This window comes from Streptomyces rishiriensis, from assembly GCF_030815485.1.
GTDB lineage: Bacteria > Actinomycetota > Actinomycetes > Streptomycetales > Streptomycetaceae > Streptomyces > Streptomyces rishiriensis_A.
Map to the genome: position 1 here is coordinate 1,851,844 of NZ_JAUSWV010000002.1, position 18,404 is coordinate 1,870,247.

Consider the following 18,404-nt stretch of genomic DNA (forward strand, 5'->3'; position numbering starts at 1 on the left):
TCCCCGTCCCCATACCTGCAAGGGAATCACCCGTGACCAGACTCAGTGTCGAGACACTGGCAGCGGACACCGTCGAGCCGATCACCTCGGCCGGCCACGCACAGCTGGGCATCGCCGTGCTGGCGGGCATCGCCGTGATCGTGCTGCTCATCACCCGGTTCAAGCTCCACGCCTTCCTGGCGCTGACGATCGGCTCGCTCGCGCTGGGCGCGTTCGCCGGGGCGCCGCTCGACAAGGCCATCGCCTCGTTCACCACCGGCCTCGGCGCCACCGTCGCCGGGGTGGGCGTGCTGATAGCGCTGGGCGCGATCCTCGGCAAGATGCTCGCGGACTCCGGCGGCGCCGACCAGATCGTGGACACGATCCTGGCCAGGGCGGGCGGCCGCTCGATGCCGTGGGCGATGGTGCTGATCGCCTCCGTCATCGGCCTGCCGCTGTTCTTCGAGGTCGGCGTGGTGCTGCTGATCCCGGTCGTGCTGATGGTCGCCAAGCGGGGCAACTACTCGCTCATGCGGATCGGCATCCCGGCGCTGGCCGGCCTGTCGGTGATGCACGGTCTCGTGCCTCCGCACCCCGGCCCGCTGGTCGCGATCGACGCGGTCGGCGCCAACCTGGGCGTCACCCTGGCGCTGGGCGTGCTCGTCGCCGTCCCGACGGTCGTCGTCGCGGGTCCGCTGTTCTCGCGGGTGGCGGCCCGCTGGGTCGACGTCCCGGCCCCCGACCGCATGATTCCCCAGCGGCCCTCCGAGGACCTGAAGCAGCGGCCCGGCTTCGGCGCCACGCTGGCCACCATCCTGCTGCCCGTCGTGCTGATGCTGTCCAAGGCGCTGGTCGACATCGTGGTGGACGACCCCGAGCACACCGTGCAGCGCGTCTTCGACGTCGTCGGCTCGCCCCTGATCGCCCTGCTCACCGCCGTGCTCGTCGGCATCTTCACGCTGCTGAGGCCCGCCGGGTTCGCCAAGGACCGGATCTCGGGGCTGGTCGAGAAGGGGCTCGCCCCCATCGCGGGCATCCTGCTGATCGTCGGCGCGGGCGGCGGCTTCAAGCAGACGCTGATCGACTGCGGCGTGGGCCAGATGGTCCTGGACATCTCCGAGGACTGGTCGATCCCGGCACTGCTGCTGGCCTGGCTGATCGCGGTGACCATCCGCCTGGCGACCGGCTCGGCGACCGTGGCGACGATCTCGGCGGCCGGCCTGGTCGCGCCGCTCGCGGCCGACATGTCGACCACCCACACCGCCCTGCTCGTCCTGGCCATCGGCGCCGGCTCGCTCTTCTTCAGCCATGTCAACGACGCGGGATTCTGGCTGGTGAAGGAGTACTTCGGGCTCAGTGTCGGCCAGAACATCAAGACCTGGTCGGTCATGGAGACCATCATCTCCGTGGTCGCCGGCGGCCTGGTCCTGCTCCTCTCGCTGGTCATCTAGCGGTACGGCGGGAGCGGGACGGAGTACGGAGTACCGGCGTGAGTCATCCCCTGTTCGACGACAGCTGCCTGCGGCCCGTGCGGCGCGGTCGCCGGGCAGGTGGGCATGCCGCCGCCGGGGCGGAGCCCGTTCGCCGGGAACCCGGTGGCCGGCCGGGAAATCGAGCTGCGCGGGGCGTTCCGCCTCGACACCGGGTGCGGGGCGGCGCCGCGCCTGCTCGCGGCCGGGCCCGCCCTCGACGCGCTGATCAGCGCGGTGGTCCCGGTACGGGACGCGGAGTGGGCGTTCGCGCTCGCCGCGGACCGGACCGTTCCCGCAAGGTGGCGCTGGACGCCGGGAGTCGGGTCGGGACGAGGGTCCGAGGGTCCGCCTAGGGGCGCCACAGTCGGTGTTCCCGCTGGGCCCACTCCCGGCTCACGGCACCCGTGCGCATCCCGCGGCGGGCCTCCGGATCGCCCAGGGCCATGCCGATGTGACCGGCCAGGACGACGCCGACGGTGAGGGCGAGCCAGTCGTGGACGAAGGTCACGCTGGTGCGCCACATGATCGGGGTCAGGTGGGTGAACCACATGAGCAGGCCGGTGCCGAGCATCACCAGGGTCGCCCCGGCGATCCAGGCCGCGTAGACCTTCTGTCCGGCGTTGAACTTGGCCGCGGGACGCGACTGCCGGCGCTTGTCCCGGCGCAGGGCGGCACCCAGCCAGCGGCGGTCGTGCGGCCCGAAGCGGTTGAGACGGCGCAGGTCGGCGCGGAACGCGCGGGAGGCGAGGCCCGCCAGGACCGGGACCGGCAGGGCCAGGCCGGCCCATTCGTGGACGCGCACCACCAGCTCCTGGCGGCCGACGAGCTGCGCGAACTCGGGGATGTACAGAGCGCCCGCCGTCACCACGCACACGCCCATGAGCAGGGCCGTCGTGCGGTGCACCCACCGTTCGGCGCGGGTGAAGCGGGGGATCTCGGTGGTCGCCGGCGGCGCCTCAGCTCGTAGGCTCATCGTCCCGTCCGTTCGAGCGGCCGACCCAGGCGTCGACGTCGTAGCCACGCTCCTCCCAGTAGCCGGGCTTCACCTTCTCGGTGACGGTGATGCCGGAGAGCCACTTGGCGGACTTGTAGAAGTACATGGGCGCCACATAGAGGCGGACGGGGCCGCCGTGGTCGTGGCCGAGGTCCTTGTCCTGCATGCGCAGGGCGACCAGGACGTCGGCACGGCGGGCCTGGGCGAGGGTGAGGCTCTCGGTGTAGGCGCCGTCGAAGCAGGTGAAGCGGATCGCGCCGGCCTCGGCGTGCACTCCGGCCGCGTCGAGCAGGGCGGACAGCCGGACGCCCTCGAAGGGTGTGCCCGGCACCCGCCAGCCGGTGACGCACTGGACGTCCTTGACCATCCGGGTCTGGGGCAGGGCCCTGAGGTCGGCCAGCGTGTAGGCGGCGGGCCGGTCGACCAGGCCGTCCACGGTGAGGCGGTAGTCGGTGGCGTTCCTGTGCGGGACCGAGGACGTCACCGAGTAGTAGCGGAAACCGCCGCCGTTGGGGAGCAGGCCGGTGAGGCCGGTGGGGTCCTTGTCGGCGGCGCCGCCGAGGAAGGCCTCCATGCCGCGCTGGAGCGGGGGCGCCGCGACGACTCCCAGGGCGCCGAGGGCGAGCGTGCCGAGGAAGATCCGGCGGCCGACGGGTGTGCCGCGTTCCGCGGGCGAGGCGGCCGGATACGCTGCCTCGGGCGCCTCGGCCGGTTCGGAGGGCCCGGGCGGCCCGGGTGGTTCGGGGTTCACCTTTCCATTCGAGCACCCGGGGGCGCGTCGGGGCCAGGGATTCCGGGCGGCCGTCAGACTTCCGTCATCACTTCTCACCGGGCTCTCAGGTCTTACCGGGCTCCCGGACCGGGCGGCCGGGCGCGGCGGGCCGGGCCGCGTGGAAGGGCCGGTGCGCGTCGCGGTCCTGGGCCGTCGCGGCGCGGGCGAGGCCGGGGGCCGGTGTCGTCCAGGGCCGGGTCGGCGTCCGGGGCGGCGCTCTCGTGGTCACGGCCGGGAGAGGGGCGGGGCCAAGAGGGCACCGCGGGGTCTTCCTCTTCTCCTCGGCGGCGGCTCCGGTGCAGCGGTCCGCGATTGGCCGATCGCTCACAGTCAATCCCTGGGCAGTGCTCACCGCCAAGGGCCGGGGGCGGTGGGCGGCGACCGCTCCCCGCCGATGAGAAATCCGGTGGCGAGCGCCGCTGGTGGGACCGCCTGCCGCCGGGTGCGCCGGCGTCCGGTGTGGCGTACGCCATGGCGCGGCCCGGCCGGAGCCCACACCATGGCCGTAGGGCCGTCCCGCACCCCCGGCCCTGCTCCCGGGCGCCGCGGTCGAGTCGACCGCCTCGCTCCGGGTACTCGAGGCGCCTAGGGCGCTGGGACGCTACAGTCGGTCACTACGCATCCCGTCCGTGGTCCGACCGGATGATCGAGGTAGGCAGCGTGTCGGTTCTGGTTCTGGTTCTCGCCGTGAGTGCCGCCTGCTGCCTGGGCTTCGGCTTCGTACTCCAGCAGAACGCGGCCCAGCGGGCGCCGCTCGGCGACTTCCTCTCCCCGCGGTTGCTGCTCGACCTGATGAGGGTGCCGCGCTGGCTGGGCGGCATCGGTCTCATGGTGGCGGGCATGGCGCTGGGCGCGATCGCGCTCGGACAGGGCGAGATCTCCCTGGTGGAACCGCTGCTCGCGACGAATCTGCTGTTCGCCCTCGCACTCTCCCGGCACCAGACGAAGCAGTCGCTGGGCCGCCAGGGCTGGGCGGGGCTGATCCTGCTCGCGGGCGGGGTGACCACCTTCATCGTGGCGGGCGAGCCGCGCGGCGGCAGCGCGGTCACGAACCCGCTGCGGCACTGGCTGATCATCGGGGTGATGGTCGGCCTCGCCCTGCTGCTCACCACGTACGCCAAACGTTCCCGGCTCAGTTCCGGCCCGGTGCTGCTGTCCCTCGCGGCCGGCCTGCTGTACGGCGTCCAGGACGCGCTGACCAGGGTCAGCGGGCAGCGGTTCGCCGCGGGCGGGCTCGGCGAGCTGCTGACCGGGTGGCAGCCGTACGCGGTGCTCGCCCTCGGCGTGACCGGCCTCGTCCTGGTCCAGAGCGCGTTCGAGACGGCGCCGCTGCGGATGTCGCTGCCCGCGCTGACCGCGGCCCAGCCCCTCGCGGGGATCATCTGCGGGGTCGGCTTCCTCGGCGACCGGCTGCGCACCGACACCGGCGCGCTGGCCTGGGAGGCGGCGGGGCTCGCGGCGATCGTCGCGGGCATCGTGCTCCTCGGACTGCACCCGGCGATGCCGCGCGGCACCGCGCCGCGCGAACGGGTCCCCGACCTCCAGCCCCAGTAGCCGCCGGCCTCGCGGCGGGGCCTGCTTGGATGGACCCATGAGCGCTGCTGACGAGATCCTGGACGTCGTCGACGAGAACGACCGGGTGGTCGGCCGGTTCCCGCGCGGGCAGGTGTACGCCGAGGGGCTGCGGCACCGCTGTGTCTTCGTCCGGGCCCGGGACGCCGAGGGCCGGGTCTTCGTCCACCGCAGGACCGCGACCAAGCTGGTCTTCCCCTCGCTGTACGACATGTTCGTCGGCGGGGTGGTCGGCGCGGGCGAGGCCTACGACGACGCCGCGCTGCGCGAGGCCGAGGAGGAACTGGGGGTGAGCGGCCTGCCCCGCCCGGAGTTCCGCTTCAAGTTCCTGTACGACGCGGGGGCCGCCGGGAGCTGGTGGTCGGCCGTCTACGAGGTCCGCTGCGACCTGCCGGTGCGGCCCCAGGTGGAGGAGGTGGCCTGGCACGGCTTCCTGGCCGAGGAGGAGGTCGAACGGCGGCTCTCCGTCTGGGAATGGGTGCCGGACGGCCTGGCGGCGTACGAACGGCTGAAGGCGCACCGGGCGACCGGCTGACCGGGGCGGTCCCCCTGCGCACCGGGATCAGGCGGCCGGTGGTCGGCGGGTAGGGTCCTTCGGGTGATCGAGTTCGTACGGAACGTCCGGTTGTGGTTCGCTCCCGAGCAGGTACGGGAGGAGGGCCGCACACCCGACTACCGGTTCTCGCTGGCGAACGAGCGCACCTTCCTGGCCTGGCTGCGCACCGCGCTCGCGCTGATCGGCGGGGGCTTCGCGGTGGACCAGTTCCTGCCGGATCTGCGCTGGGGCTGGCGGGTCGGGCTGGCGCTCGCACTGCTCGCCGCGGGCGTGCTGTGCTCCCTGCGCGCGGTCAACCACTGGATGCGCTGCGAGCGGGCGATGCGCCGGGGCGAGGATCTGCCCGCCTCCCGCTTCCCGGCGCTGCTGGGTGTGCTGGTCGCGGTGGTGGCGCTGGCGATGGCCGTCGTGGTGCTGGTGGGGTGGGAGGGGTGAACGAAGCCGCCCGGTCGGCGCGTGACCCCGGTCTCCAGCCCGAGCGGACCCGGCTCGCCTGGCGCCGTACGACGCTGGCCAGCACCGTGGCCGCCGTGCTCGCCGCGAAGGCGGCGCTGCACGGCGGGGTGTCGGTGGTCGGGCTCGTCGCGGGAGCGCTGTGCTGCGGATTGTGGCTGGCGTTCCTGCTGCTCGCGCACCACCGGATCCACGCCCTCTCCGTCACGGCGAGCCCGGCGGCCCTCACGCCACGGCACGCCACGGCCGCGGTCCTGTGCGCGGTCGCGACGGCGGTGTGCGCCGCGGCGCTGGTGGTGGTCTAGGGGCCTCGCCGGATCCCGGCCGGTCTCACCCTTCCGCGCTCCCTGCGGCCTCGTCCGCCCAGTCGACCGTCACCACGATCTTGCCCCGGGTGCGGCCCTGTTCGTTCAGCCGATGGGCGTCCGCGGCGCGCTCCAAGGGGAACGTCTCGGACACGTGCACGGACACCACGCCCTGTTCGGCCAGTTCCGACAGCCGGGTGAGGTCCTCGGCGTCGGGCCGGACCCAGAAGTACCGGCCGCCGTATCCGACGACGTCCCCGTCGGCGATGGAGGCCAGGCGTCCCTCCGGGGCCAGCAGATTGGCGGAGACCTTCAGCGTGTCGCCGCCGATCGTGTCGAAGGCCGCGTCCACGCCCTCGGGGGCCAGCCCGCGCACCCGTTCGGACAACCCCTCGCCGTAGGTCACCGGCTCGCCGCCCAGCGAGCGGACGAAGTCGTGGTTGGCCTCGCTCGCCGTGCCGATCACGCGGGCGCCGAGATGGCGGGCGAGCTGCACGGCGATGGAGCCGACGCCGCCCGCGGCCGCGTGCACGAGAACGGTCTCGCCCCGTTTCACCCGGAGGGCCCGGGTCAGCACCTGGTAGGCGGTGAGCCCGGTCAGCGGCAGGCCCGCGGCCTCCTCCCAGGTGAGGTTGCGGGGCTTGCGGGCGAGGGTGCGGACGGGAGCGGCGACGTACTCGGCGAAGGTGCCGCGGGAGAGGAAGTCCTCGCGGACGTAGCCGATGACCTCGTCGCCGACCGCGTACTCCACGACGGACACCCCGAGCTGCACGACGACGCCGGACACGTCCCAGCCGGGGATCACCGGGAAGACGGCTTCGAACATCGGGTCCAGGTATCCCTCGCGGGCCTTCCAGTCGACGGGGTTCACGGCCGCCGCCCGGACCTTCACCAGCACCGAGTCGGGGCCGATCCTGGGCTCGCGGACGTCCCCGTACGCGAGCGTCTCGGGGCCGCCGTAGCGTGAGTAGCTGATGGCCTTCATGGGTCCGACCCTCCGGGGTACCCGGACGCCACGCAAGCCGAATGACCCCATATGCGAGGTTCGCGTGACAGCCTGTCCGACGTCATCCCCCGCGGCTTCGAAGGTGAGCAGCATGACCACCCTCCATCTCGAGCACTCCGCCCACACCCACACGCACGGCCCGGACTGCGGGCACACCGAGGTGCGGCACGGCGACCACGTCGACTACGTCCACGACGGGCATCTGCACCGCGAGCACGGCGGCCACTGGGACGAGTGCGAGCCGGGCGGGCATGTGGCCCACGACGGGCACGAGCACCGGCACGGCGAGGACTGCGGGCACGCGCGCGTGCCGCACGGCGACCACATGGACTATCTGCACGACGGGCACCGGCACGCCGAGCACGACGGCCACTGGGACGACCACTGACGCGTCCGGAGGACGACGGCGGAGACGGCCGGGACGGCCGGGAACCGCGCTGACGACGGCTCCCCGGGCATCGGCCGGGGGAGCCGTCGTCCTATCGTGGCTCCGATCACGTTGGGCGCGACCACTGGACGGCATACCGACCGGTCGGCATCATGGTGCGCATGCTGATTCCCCGTCCCGTCCGCAGGAGCTGCGCATGAGCCCCGACCACCCGCCCGGACTCGATCTCGACCGGCTGCGCGCCCTGCTGGAGCGCGAGCGCCCCGGCCTGGTCGACGGTCCGCTCACCGGCCGGCTGATCGAGGGCGGACGGTCCAACCTCACCTACGCGGTCTCCGACGGCACCGCGAAGTGGGTCGTGCGGCGCCCTCCCCTCGGGCACGTCCTGGCCACCGCGCACGACATGCGGCGCGAGCACCGGGTGATCAGCGCCCTGCACCCGACGAGCGTGCCGGTGCCGCGCCCGGTGCTGCTGTGCGAGGACCCCGAGAACGGGGCGGCGCCCGGAGCGCCCTTCTACGTCATGGAGTTCGTCGAGGGCACCCCCTACCGCACCGCCGACGAGCTCGCCCCGCTCGGCGAGCGGCGCACCCGGGACGCGGTCCTCTCGCTGGCGGACACGCTGGTGGAGCTGCACGCGGTGGACCCCGCGGCGGTGGGCCTTGCCGACTTCGGCCGGCCGGAGGGCTTCCTCGACCGGCAGCTGCGCCGCTGGGGCAAGCAGCTGGACGCCTCCCGCAGCCGTGACCTGCCCGGGATCGACGAGCTGCACGCGGCGCTCGGCCGCGGACTGCCGCACTCCCCCGCCCCGGCGGTCGTGCACGGCGACTACCGGCTCGACAACGTCCTGATCGGGCCCGACGACACGATCCGGGCGATCCTCGACTGGGAGATGTCGACGCTCGGCGATCCGCTGACCGACCTGGGGCTGCTGGTGATGTACAGCGTGCCGCTGCGGCTGCCGAACTCGCCCATCTCCACGACCGCCTCGGCTCCCGGGCACCCGTCGCCTGCCGAGCTGATCGAGCGCTACGCGACCCGCTCGGGGCGGGACGTCTCCGCGGTCTCCTGGTACACGGCGTTCGCCTGGTTCAAGCTCGCCGTGATCCTGGAGGGCATCCACTACCGGTACACCCTGGGCCAGACCGTCGGGCGCGGCTTCGACCGCATCGGGGAGCTCGTCCCCGTCTTCATCGAGCACGGACTGACCACTCTCCAGGAAGGCTGACCCGCATGGACTTCGCGTTCGACGCACGCACCGAGGAGCTCCGCGCCAGGCTGCTCGCCTTCATGGACGAGTACGTGTACCCGGCCGAACCCGTCGCCGAGGAGCAGCGCGCGCTGCTCGCCTCGCCGTGGGACACCCCGGCCGTGGTCGAGGAGCTGAAGGAGCAGGCCCGCAGCCAGGGCCTGTGGAACCTGTTCCTGCCGGACGCCGAGCACGGCGCCGGTCTGACGAACCTCCAGTACGCGCCGCTGGCCGAGATCACCGGCCGCTCCCCGCAGCTGGCGCCGACGGCCCTGAACTGCGCCGCTCCGGACACCGGCAACATGGAGGTGCTCGCCCAGTTCGGCGACGAGCGGCAGCAGAAGCAGTGGCTGGAGCCGCTGCTGGCCGGGGAGATCCGCTCGGCGTTCGCGATGACCGAGCCGGAGGTGGCCTCCTCCGACGCCACCAACATCACCACGCTCATCGAACGGGACGGCGCCGACTACGTCGTCACCGGTCGCAAGTGGTACATCTCCGGGGCGATGAACCCGGACTGCCAGATCTTCATCGTGATGGGCAAGACGGACCCGGAGGGCGCCGACATCCGCCGTCAGCAGTCCATGGTGCTGGTGCCGCGCGACACCCCCGGCGTGACCGTCAGGCGCGCCATGAAGGTGTTCGGCTACGAGGACCACTCCCACGGCGGCCACGCCGAGGTGGTCTTCGACCGGGCGCGGGTACCGGTGACGAACCTGATCGGCGAGGAGGGCGGCGGCTTCGCCATCGCCCAGGCCCGGCTCGGCCCCGGCCGCATCCACCACTGCATGCGGCTGATCGGCATGGCGGAGCGGGCGATCGAGCTGATGTGCCGCCGGGCGGTCTCCCGCGACGCCTTCGGCAAGGCGCTGGCCCAGCAGGGCGTGGTCCACAACTGGATCGCGGACGCGCGGGTGACGGTCGAGCAGCTGCGGCTGCTGGTCCTCAAGACCGCGTGGATGATGGACACGGTCGGCAACCGGGGCGCCCACACGGAGATCCAGGCGATCAAGATCGCGACGCCGCGCGCGGTCGTCGACATCATCGACCGCGCGATCCAGCTGCACGGCGCGGGCGGCGTCAGCCAGGACTTCCCCTTGGCCGAGCTGTACGCCGGCGCCCGCACGCTGATGATCGCCGACGGCCCGGACGAGGTGCACCAGCGGTCGCTGGCGCGACGGGAGCTGAAGAAGTACCTGTAGCGGCGGCCCGGACCGCGAGATGAGCCAGGAAGGCCCCGGCGTCGCCGCCGGGGCCTTCCTCACTTCGTCGCGCAAACCGTGCGGGACAGCGCCGGAGAGGGCGCGCCCGTCAGGGCCGCAGGGCCCGCAGCAGCATGTCCGCCAGATGGTCGGCGACCTCCTGCGGCGCCATCGAACCGTCGGGGCGGTACCAGGTCGACAGGTGGTGGACGGAGCCGAAGTGGTAGTCCACGACCAGGTCGGCCGGGGTCGCCGTGGAGAAGACACCGGCCTCCTGGCCCTCTTCGACGAGGGCGCGGAAGCGTTCGTGGTAGCGCCGGCGCTCGGCCCGCACCTGTTTGTTCTTCTCGGGGCTCAGGTGGTGCATGGAGCGGAAGAAGATCGACGCGTCGTCGAGGTTGTCGATCGTCGTGACGACGACGTCCGCCGCCGCGCCCCGCAGCCGCTTCTCGATCGGCTCGTCGGCGTTCGCGAAGGCGTCCAGACGCTCCTGCTGGACGCGCAGCACGCGCGCGTACACCTCGTGCAGGAGGTCGTCCTTGGAACCGAAGTAGTGGTACAGCGCGCCCTTGGTGACGCCTGCCGCCTCGACGATCTCCTGCACCGAGGTCCGGTCGTAGCCCTGCTCGGCGAAGAGCCGGGTGGCGGCGGCCAGCAGCCGCTGCGGCACGGGTGTCCCGTCACCGTCCGTCGTCCTGGGCACTGCCGCCACCTGCCTTCCTCTATGCCGTACCGGCCAGCCGTACCGGCTGTCGTACCGCTGACTTGCTGCTGATTGTCACTGACTGTCCTGTGGGCGCGAACGCAGCTCCCGACGGAGGATCTTGCCAGTCGCCGTCTTGGGCAGGTCCGGCAGGATCTCCACCTGGCGCGGATACTTGTACGCCGCCAGCCTGTCCTTGCAGTAGGCGGCGAGCGTATCGGCATCCGCGTCGGCGCCGGGACGCAGGCTGATATAGGCCTTGACGGTCTCCCCGCGGTAGCCGTCCGGCACCCCGACGACGGCCGCCTCACGCACCGCCGGGTGCGTGTACAGCACGTCCTCGACCTCGCGCGGCCACACCTTGAAGCCCGACGCGTTGATCATGTCCTTCTTGCGGTCGACGACGTAGAGCCAGCCCTGTTCGTCCATGAACCCGATGTCGCCGGTGCGCAGCTCACCGTCGGGGAAGGTCTCGGCGGTGGCCTCGGGACGGCGCCAGTACCCGGGGACCACCTGCGGGCCCCGCACGACGATCTCGCCCTGCTCGCCGAAGGGCACCTCCGCACCCCGGTCGTCGACGATGCGCACGACCGTGTCGGGCCCGGGCACGCCGACGGCGAGGGTCCCGGAGGCCGGGTCGACCGGCGCCTCGAGCTGGGGCGGCACGGAGGCGCAGGGAGCGGTGCACTCGGTGAGCCCGTAGCCGTTGCGGATGTACGGTCCGAAGCCCGCGCGGAACTTCTCCACCAGGGCGGGCGGCACCGGCGCGCCGCCGGAGGAGATGTTCACGAAGGACGCGAAGTGGTCGCGGGTGGCGCCGGGGTGCGCGGCCAGCGCCATGAAGGCGGTGGACGGGCCCACCGTGTAGTGCGGCTTGTGCTCGGCGAACGCCTCCAGCACCACGCCCGCCTCGAAGCGGTACGTCAGGACGAGCGTCCCCGCGCTGTTCAGACAGGCGCCGAGCTGGCAGACCATGCCGGTGATGTGGAACAGCGGGGCGAGCGCGTAGTAGACGGGCGCCTCGGGCAACCGCAGCCCGGTGCGCTGGCGCTCCGCGTTGACCATGATGTTGCGGTGGGTGTTGGTCGCGCCCTTGGGGGCGCCGCTCGTGCCCGAGGTGTAGCTGATCAGGGCGATGTCGGCGGGGGCCGCGTCGCGCCCCTCGGGGGCCTTGTGGCCGGCGCGGGCGACGGTGGTGAGGTCGTCGGCGTCCGACGCCTGCGGGAGCCTCTCGAAGGTCAGCACGCGCGCGTCACCGCGGGTCTGGAAGTCCAGCTCGCAGCCGGTGAGCACGGTCCGCACCGGCGAGTCGGCGGCCGTCTCCCGCAGGTAGGACTCCCAGGCGCGGTCGGAGCAGATGAGCGCGGCCACCTCACCGTCCCGCAGGACGTGGGCGACCTCGCCCGACTTGTACATCGGGTTGACGGGGACGACCGTCGCGCCCGTCTTCCAGGCGCCGAGCAGGGCGAGGACGAAGAGCGGGGAGTTCTGCAACAGCACGGCGACCCGGTCACCGGGTTCCACGCCGCGGGCGGCGAGGTGACCGGCCACGGAATCGCTGAGCTCGTCCACCTCGCGGTAGCTGAGCCGCCCGTCGAAGTAGGCGAGGCAGGTGCGGTCGGGGGCCTCGGCGACGGACCTGCGGAAGGCGTGCACCAGCGAGTCGGCCGGGTCGATCGGGGCGCGCTGGGCGTCGTCGAGCAGGGCCACCCACGGCTTGGCCGCGTAACGGGAGGCGGGCGCGGTCATTCGGCGGTCTCCCACTTCTGCTGGAGGTGGTTCATGTTGGTCAGCCAGCGGTCCGGGTCACCGGCCCGCACCTGGTAGTACCCGGCGACCTCGGGGTGCGGCAGGATGAGGAAACGGTCCTCCGCGATGCCCTTGAACAGCGCGTCCGCCACGTCCTGCGGCTCGATCGCGGTCGGCTTGAGCACCAGGTCGCCCGCGCTGCCGGTGGCGTTCAGCATGTCGGTGCGGACGCCCTGGGGGCAGATCGCGTGGACCTTGATCCCCCGGTGCCGGTAGGTCAGCGACAGCCACTCGGCGAAGGCGTACGCGCCGTGCTTGGTGACGCTGTACGGGGCCGCGCCGATCATCGTGAGCAGCCCGGCGGCGGACACGGTCGAGACGAACCTGCCCCGGCCGCGCTCCAGCCAGTCCGGGAGCAGGGCGTGGGCCGCACGGACGTGGGCCATGACGTTGACGTCCCAGGCGAGCGCCCAGACGGCCTCCCCGGCCGCCTCCGAGCCGCCCGAGGCCACTCCGGCGTTGGCGCAGTACACGTCGACGGTGCCGCCGAGCGCCTCCCGGGCCCGGTCGACGATCTCGGAGGCGTCGCCGGGGACCGCGATGCCGCCGATCTCGTCGGCCACGGCCTGCGCCCGGTCCGCGTCCAGGTCGTTGACGACCACCCGGGCTCCCTCGGCGGCGAAGCGGCGGGCCAGCGCGGCCCCGATACCGCCTCCCGCTCCGGTCACGACCACTCCGGCATCCTGCACGGCTTCCACCATCGGTCTCCTTCGACGCGACTGCGGCACGAATCGGCTCTACCGCCAGACTAACCAGTCGGTATGTTGTGGCGGAAGGGGTGCCCCGGATCGGCTCGGACCGGTTGCGCCGCACCGGGACGGGATGCCTCTTGTACGGATGAGCCGGGACGTATGGCCAATTGCCCCTGTTCGCAGGACGATGCGCGCACTTGGCGCACCGCTCGGGGGACGAGGGGGCCTGTCATGGCGGATCCGGTGATGAGCGTGACTCCCTACTGGGAGCTGACCTTCGACGCCGACGGGGACGTGGACGGCGGACGGCGGGACCGGCTGCTGACCGGTGTGGGGCGGAGCGGCGTCCGTGACCTGATCGTCTTCTCGCACGGCTGGAACAGCGACCGCTCCGGCGCCACCCGGCTCTACAGCCGCTTCTTCGCCCCGATCCCCGCGCTCGCCCCGGCGGCCCGCATCGGCTACGTGGGCGTGGTGTGGCCGTCGATGCGGTTCTCGGACGAGCCGATCCCCGACCTCCCGCGCTCGGCGGCGGCCGCGGCGACCCGGCGACCGGCCCTGGACGCGGACACCCGGCACGCGCTCCTCGAGACGTTCCCCGGCCGGGCCACGGTGGTCGACCGGATCGCACGGCTGCTGGAGCAGCGGCCGCCCGAGGAGGCCGAACTGGAGGAGTTCGGCCGGCTGGTGCGGCTGCTGGTGGACGTGGTGCCGCCGGGACCGCAGGCTCTGTTCGGGGCGGACACGCTGGCGGAGGGCGTGCCGCAGGACGATCCGGAGATGTTCGCCGGCCCGACGGCGGTGACCTGCGAGGAGTTCGCGCGGGCCCTGTCCGGCCTCGACTCCGCACCGGGCGCCGCGGAGTTCACGCCGCCCAACCCCTGGGACGGGGCGCACGAACTGCTGCGGCAGGCGACGTACTACGCGATGAAGCGGCGCGCCGGGACGGTCGGCGAGCGCGGACTCGGCCCGCTCGTCGGGCGGTTGGCGGCGGTCGCACCGGGCCTTCGGGTGCACCTGGTCGGGCACAGCTTCGGCGGGCGGCTGGTGTCCTTCGCGCTGCGGGGGCTGCCGGACGGGGTGCGCACGGTGAAGTCGGTGACGCTGCTCCAAGGCGCCTTCTCGCACCACGCGTTCGCCCCGCGAGGGGTGCTCCACGGCCAGCAGAACCGGATCGACGGCCCCCTCGTGTGCTGTTACTCGCGGTTCGACCAGGCGCTGAGCACGATGTACCCGCTGGCCTCGCGCATGGCGGGCGACGACCGGGGCCTGGTCGGGGAGATGCTGAGCGCCCGGTGGGGCGCCCTCGGGCACGACGGGGTGCAGTCCGTGCCGGGCACGCGCGCGTGTGCGCTCGCCGACGCGCTGTCCGGGCCGCTGCCGGAGTCGGGGTGCGTGAACGTGGACGCGGCGGCGGTGGTCCGGCGCGGCGGGGCGCCGGCCGGGGCGCACAGTGACATCGCGCACCCCGAGCTGGCGCGGCTGGTGCTGGCGGCGGGCCGGATCCGTTAGGAGGCGACCCGCCGTCGCGGGAACTACCGGTGCGAGGTGAACTCCACCACCTGCTGGAAGGTGGGCCGGTTCTGCCAGCTGATGTTGCCGTGCTTGATGCCGCCCAGGGTGCGCTGGACGATCGAGTCGGCGCACCACTGGTTGCCCGCGGCGCACAGGGCGTCGCCCGGGTAGACCTGGGCCGCGGTCGTGCCGGCCGCCGTCTTCAGGGTGCTGATGAGGATGTCCCGGCAGCTGCTGACGGTGCCGCTGCCGCAGTACTTCTGGGGCAGCGCGCCCTGCACCGGCTCACCGAGCACCGCCCGGACGTCCTTGTCGACATAGCTCCACCAGCCGTACTGGAAGGAGCTTCCGGCGTGCGCCCCGGTCGGGCCGTGGGCGGCCGACGGAGCCTCGTCGATCGGCAGGTTCGCGGTGAACGCCGTGTACAGGCCGGTGCCGAGGCCGGGTTCGAACTCGGCCTTCACCAGCAGCGGCCACCAGGCGTCCAGGACGCGGATCGCGTCGGCGTCGGCGTACGTCTTCGAACCGGCCGTCGTCTCCGTCCGCTTCCCGCCCGCCGTCAGCCAGGTCTGGAGCCTGGTCACCGCGGCCGCGGCCGTGGAGTCGGTGACCGTGGAGCTGTTGATCACCTTCAGCAGGTCGGGCAGGACGTCCTCGGCGCGCAGGTCGACGAGCGCCGCGTCCGCCATCGCCTTCGTCAGGGACGCGCGCGTGACGCCGCCGGCCGCGACCAGCTTCTTCACCCGGTCCTCCAGCAGGTTGCCGCGGTGCACGGACCCGTCGCCCCAGGAGGCCGTCGAGTAGTCCTTGGCCTGCTTGTTGTTCCAGGAGATGTAGTAGTCCTGGTCGATGGAGTTCGGATGCGCCGAGGCCGGCGTGTACGCGGCCGTGTTGGTGGCCGGCGCCCAGTTCTTCCACTCGTACGCCGCCTGCGCCCACACCGGGAACTCGGCGTCGACGCCGCTCGCCCGCACCGGGTTGTCGCCGCTGTTGTAGTACGCGGTGTGCGTGGAGTCGGCGTAGAACCAGTTGAAGGTGTAGTTGATGTGCTGCACCGCGCTCTGGAAGGTCTGCGGGCTCTTGACGTAGTCCGGGTCGTTCAGCATCTGGAAGCCGATGATCGAGTCGGCCTCGTGCATGTACGACGAGCGCAGGGTCGTGTAGGCGACCTTCCTGCCGCCCACGGTCGCCCGGTACTCCACGGGACCGTACTTGGTGCGGTACACGCGCATCGTGTACGACCCGGCGGCCGTCCCGTCCGCGGTGGTGGGCTTCCAGGCGTTCTTCTGCTCCACCACGTCCATGGCCGTGCAGGCGCCGTGGTACAGGTAGTGGTAGTCGTCCTGGCAGAGTTCGACCGCGTAGGTGTCGATGATGTCCTGGCCGGAGGTCGTGGCGCTCCACGCGTAGTCCTGGCCGCGGCCGAGCTCGACGTACATGCTCAGACCCGCGAAGGAGGCGCCGCGGGCGCTGATGCCCGGGCCCTGGATCTCCTGGAGCATGAGCAGCTGCGGGGCGAAGTAGCCGGTCTGCGGGCCGAAGACGGCGATCGGGTGACCGCTCGCGGTGGCCCGGCCGCTGACGACGAGGGCGTTGGACATGCCACGCCTGGCCGAGCCGAGGGCACTCGCGGTCGCCGTGGCGGAGGTCGCGGTGGCCGAGGCGTCGGCCCCGGTGCCCGTGGCGTCGTAGATCAGCGGTTGAGCGGTCGCCGAGCCCTTGTCGGGCAGTGCCTCGCCCTGCGGGCTCGCGGGCTTGGTGGCGTACGGGAAGCTCTGGCCGTCGTGGACGGTGAGCACGGCCTCGGGGTCGTTGCGCTCGCGGAACGCCTCCCAGACCTGGGTGCCCTGCTCCACGCCGTACTTCTCCTGCGCGGCGAGCAGCGACACCGCGTTGTTCACCTCGCCGCCGCCGCCCGAGCCGAAGAGCGCGCCGATGACCGAGGCCAGCGCCACCAGGTCGGTGATCTTGAAGTGATCGATGGTGCCCGCGTTGGTGATTGAGTCCTTGTGGCCGGTCAGAACGTATTCACCGGGGAAGTAGCGGCCGCTGTCGGAGGCGTCGATGTAGGCGTTGATGCCGGCCAGGTAGGCGTTGGCGTCGGCCAGGGCCTGCTGGCCGCGGGTGCCGTTGTCGGCCACGGCGTTGTCGATCTGGGCCTGGAGGTCTGCCTCGGTGTACGGAGCGTTGCGCCAGAACTGCTGTTCAAGCCCCTGGTTGGAGGGGTCGCCGCCCGCGAAGGCGGTCAGCTGGCCACGGCCGACGTGCCGGAAGACGTCCATGAGCCACAGCCGGTCCTGGGCCGCCGCATACCCGGCGCCGAACTCGGTGCCGTATCTGGTGGTACCGGTGATGTGCGGTACGCCCGTCTTCTTGTCGCGGACGATCGTCACGTCGCCGCGGCCCGCGGGGCTCAGGGTGGAGGCGACTTGATCGGAGGCGACACCGAACGACGCGTCGTTGAAGAACGTGTTGATCGTGGCGTTGGTGAGCGTGGTGTGCCCCTTGGCCAGGTTGGCGTAGGGGCCGAGCTGGTCCTCCGCGTGCTCGGGCTGGGTGCCGAAGGCCTGGTTGAGGAGGATCTGCGCCAGCGTGGCGTTGCCGTTCTCGCCCGGCGGCAGGATGTCGGAACACTGGCCGCCGCAGTAGTCGTTCGCCGCCGTCACCTCGGCGGCTGCCGCCACTTGGGAAAGCGGCGACAAAAGACCGGCAATCAGGGCGCATACGGAGGCTGTCTTCAGGAACCCGGGGAATCTGCCGGGAGTTCTCAGTCTGTCGAGAGTGAAGCGGGGGGTTCGCCGTGGCATGGGCTGCTCCTAGCGACGGGGGGGTCGGCGGAAGGTTACCGCCGGTATCCCCGGGATTGAAGATGAACATGCGTCAAGTTTTCGACAGGTGGAGGTCCTCGGAGATCGAAGGGAGCCGAATCGCATGTCGATACGTCTATTCGACGACGTCCGTACGACGACGCCGAAGTGACCGAAGTGCAGATGCAGATGTGACGGAGGTGCAAGGCGATGGCCGGTTTCCGGAGTCTGGCGAGACAGGTACGAGACCCCCGGTGCGATCTGGCACTGCGGCGGTACTCACTGCGCAAGTGCCTTGAACGGTTCGCTCCCTACGGACACCGCGCGACCTGGGACCACCTGTGCTCCCGGGCCGGGTTCGGTCCGGAGGACCGCTCCCCCGATCCGGCGCGGCTCGTGGCCGCGTTGGACGAGCTGGAGGAGGCACGGGCGGTATGGCTGGCCTACGAGGTGGAGTTCGCCGAGCGCCGCAAGAAGGAGAAGCACGACGGGCTGCGCAGGCCGGGCAGCGTGGACGACTGGCACCGGCTGACCTGGGGCGGTTTCGGCGTCGCCTGGTGCGACGACCCGCGGCTCCACCCCCGTGAGCCGCTGGCCGACGTGCTGGGCAAGCTGATCGCCGCGCTGGAGCGCGCGCCGGGTTCCGGCTGCCCGGTGTGCGGCGGCGAGCGGCTGCTCTGGAAGTACGACCTGGATCACGAACCGTCGGCCGGCCCGGTCTGCGCGGACTGCGGAATTCTCGTACCGCGCCCCGTGCTCACGCCCGAGGCCCTGGCGTACGCCAGGAGCGGACGACTGCTGGTGTCGGCCTGACACCGGCCTGAGCTCTGCCCAAGGTCGGCCCGCGGCCGGCCTGAGAGCACGGCGGGGGTGCGCCGGGGATGCCGCACCCCCGGGTATGCCGCGTCCCCTTCCATGGCGCGTCCCCTTCAC

Annotated in this window: 18 protein-coding genes; 10 read left to right on the plus strand and 8 right to left on the minus strand. The window is 72.2% G+C overall.

Features of this window, described 5'->3' with window-relative positions:
- Positions 1-32 precede the first annotated feature (32 nt).
- Positions 33-1,430 carry a GntP family permease gene (locus QF030_RS10665; protein ID WP_307162409.1) on the plus strand — a complete coding sequence of 466 codons (1,398 nt, stop codon included), beginning with the start codon at positions 33-35 and terminating at the stop codon, positions 1,428-1,430.
- Positions 1,431-1,800: 370 nt separating this feature from the next.
- On the opposite strand, the gene QF030_RS10675 is transcribed toward QF030_RS10665, so the two are convergent.
- The 3 genes from QF030_RS10675 to QF030_RS10685 all read right to left on the minus strand — a co-directional run bounded on the left by QF030_RS10675 (position 1,801) and on the right by QF030_RS10685 (position 3,446).
- Positions 1,801-2,424, minus strand: coding sequence for a cytochrome b/b6 domain-containing protein (locus tag QF030_RS10675; protein ID WP_307162410.1), 624 nt, complete (start codon positions 2,422-2,424; stop codon positions 1,801-1,803).
- Positions 2,408-3,196, minus strand: coding sequence for a molybdopterin-dependent oxidoreductase (locus QF030_RS10680; RefSeq protein WP_373428755.1), 789 nt, complete (start codon positions 3,194-3,196; stop codon positions 2,408-2,410). The genes QF030_RS10675 and QF030_RS10680 overlap by 17 nt, the downstream gene beginning before the upstream one ends.
- Before the next feature lie 85 nt (positions 3,197-3,281).
- Entirely contained in the window at positions 3,282-3,446 is a 165-nt protein-coding gene (locus QF030_RS10685) for a hypothetical protein (protein WP_307162411.1), read from the minus strand.
- A gap of 431 nt (positions 3,447-3,877) precedes the next feature.
- Between QF030_RS10685 and QF030_RS10690 the strand changes: the two genes are divergently transcribed.
- From QF030_RS10690 to QF030_RS10705, 4 genes are all read left to right on the plus strand, one after another.
- The gene (locus QF030_RS10690) at positions 3,878-4,771 is read left to right on the plus strand and encodes a DMT family transporter (protein ID WP_307162412.1); all 894 of its coding nucleotides are present in this window, start codon (positions 3,878-3,880) and stop codon (positions 4,769-4,771) included.
- Positions 4,772-4,808: 37 nt separating this feature from the next.
- Positions 4,809-5,324, plus strand: coding sequence for an NUDIX hydrolase (locus QF030_RS10695; protein WP_307162413.1), 516 nt, complete (start codon positions 4,809-4,811; stop codon positions 5,322-5,324).
- 63 nt (positions 5,325-5,387) lie between these two features.
- Entirely contained in the window at positions 5,388-5,780 is a 393-nt protein-coding gene (locus QF030_RS10700) for a YidH family protein (RefSeq protein ID WP_020128261.1), read from the plus strand.
- Positions 5,777-6,103: a DUF202 domain-containing protein gene (locus QF030_RS10705; RefSeq protein ID WP_307162414.1), complete on the plus strand. Its 327-nt coding sequence runs from the start codon at positions 5,777-5,779 to the stop codon at positions 6,101-6,103. Before QF030_RS10700 ends, QF030_RS10705 begins: the two co-directional genes overlap by 4 nt.
- Positions 6,104-6,128: 25 nt before the next feature.
- On the opposite strand, the gene QF030_RS10710 is transcribed toward QF030_RS10705, so the two are convergent.
- Positions 6,129-7,088, minus strand: a complete 960-nt coding sequence (locus QF030_RS10710; RefSeq protein WP_307162415.1) for an NADP-dependent oxidoreductase — start codon at positions 7,086-7,088, stop codon at positions 6,129-6,131.
- A gap of 112 nt (positions 7,089-7,200) precedes the next feature.
- Here QF030_RS10710 and QF030_RS10715 point away from each other — a divergent pair, with 112 nt between their 5' ends.
- The 3 genes from QF030_RS10715 (at position 7,201) to QF030_RS10725 (ending at position 9,945) form a co-directional block, all read left to right on the plus strand.
- A complete protein-coding gene (locus QF030_RS10715; RefSeq protein WP_307162416.1) occupies positions 7,201-7,497 on the plus strand; it encodes a hypothetical protein in 297 nt (98 codons plus the stop codon).
- Between the two features lie 196 nt (positions 7,498-7,693).
- A complete protein-coding gene (locus QF030_RS10720) occupies positions 7,694-8,725 on the plus strand; it encodes a phosphotransferase family protein (protein ID WP_307162417.1) in 1,032 nt (343 codons plus the stop codon).
- A 5-nt stretch (positions 8,726-8,730) separates the two neighbouring features.
- Positions 8,731-9,945 (plus strand): acyl-CoA dehydrogenase family protein, encoded by a 1,215-nt coding sequence (locus tag QF030_RS10725; RefSeq protein ID WP_307162418.1) that lies wholly within the window; start codon positions 8,731-8,733, stop codon positions 9,943-9,945.
- A 109-nt stretch (positions 9,946-10,054) separates the two neighbouring features.
- Here QF030_RS10725 and QF030_RS10730 read toward each other — a convergent pair whose 3' ends face one another.
- The 3 genes from QF030_RS10730 to QF030_RS10740 form a co-directional block, all read right to left on the minus strand.
- The gene (locus QF030_RS10730) at positions 10,055-10,648 is read right to left on the minus strand and encodes a TetR/AcrR family transcriptional regulator (RefSeq protein WP_307162419.1); all 594 of its coding nucleotides are present in this window, start codon (positions 10,646-10,648) and stop codon (positions 10,055-10,057) included.
- Positions 10,649-10,723: 75 nt separating this feature from the next.
- Positions 10,724-12,397: a class I adenylate-forming enzyme family protein gene (locus QF030_RS10735; protein WP_307162420.1), complete on the minus strand. Its 1,674-nt coding sequence runs from the start codon at positions 12,395-12,397 to the stop codon at positions 10,724-10,726.
- Positions 12,394-13,158, minus strand: coding sequence for an SDR family oxidoreductase (locus QF030_RS10740; protein ID WP_307162421.1), 765 nt, complete (start codon positions 13,156-13,158; stop codon positions 12,394-12,396). The genes QF030_RS10735 and QF030_RS10740 overlap by 4 nt, the downstream gene beginning before the upstream one ends.
- A gap of 222 nt (positions 13,159-13,380) precedes the next feature.
- On the opposite strand from QF030_RS10740, the gene QF030_RS10745 reads away from it, so the two are divergent.
- Positions 13,381-14,661: a serine-threonine protein kinase gene (locus QF030_RS10745; protein WP_307162422.1), complete on the plus strand. Its 1,281-nt coding sequence runs from the start codon at positions 13,381-13,383 to the stop codon at positions 14,659-14,661.
- A 23-nt stretch (positions 14,662-14,684) separates the two neighbouring features.
- Here QF030_RS10745 and QF030_RS10750 read toward each other — a convergent pair whose 3' ends face one another.
- Positions 14,685-17,471, minus strand: a complete 2,787-nt coding sequence (locus tag QF030_RS10750) for a penicillin acylase family protein (protein ID WP_307162423.1) — start codon at positions 17,469-17,471, stop codon at positions 14,685-14,687.
- A gap of 210 nt (positions 17,472-17,681) precedes the next feature.
- Here QF030_RS10750 and QF030_RS10755 point away from each other — a divergent pair, with 210 nt between their 5' ends.
- Entirely contained in the window at positions 17,682-18,284 is a 603-nt protein-coding gene (locus QF030_RS10755; protein ID WP_307162424.1) for a hypothetical protein, read from the plus strand.
- Positions 18,285-18,404: the final 120 nt, after the last annotated feature.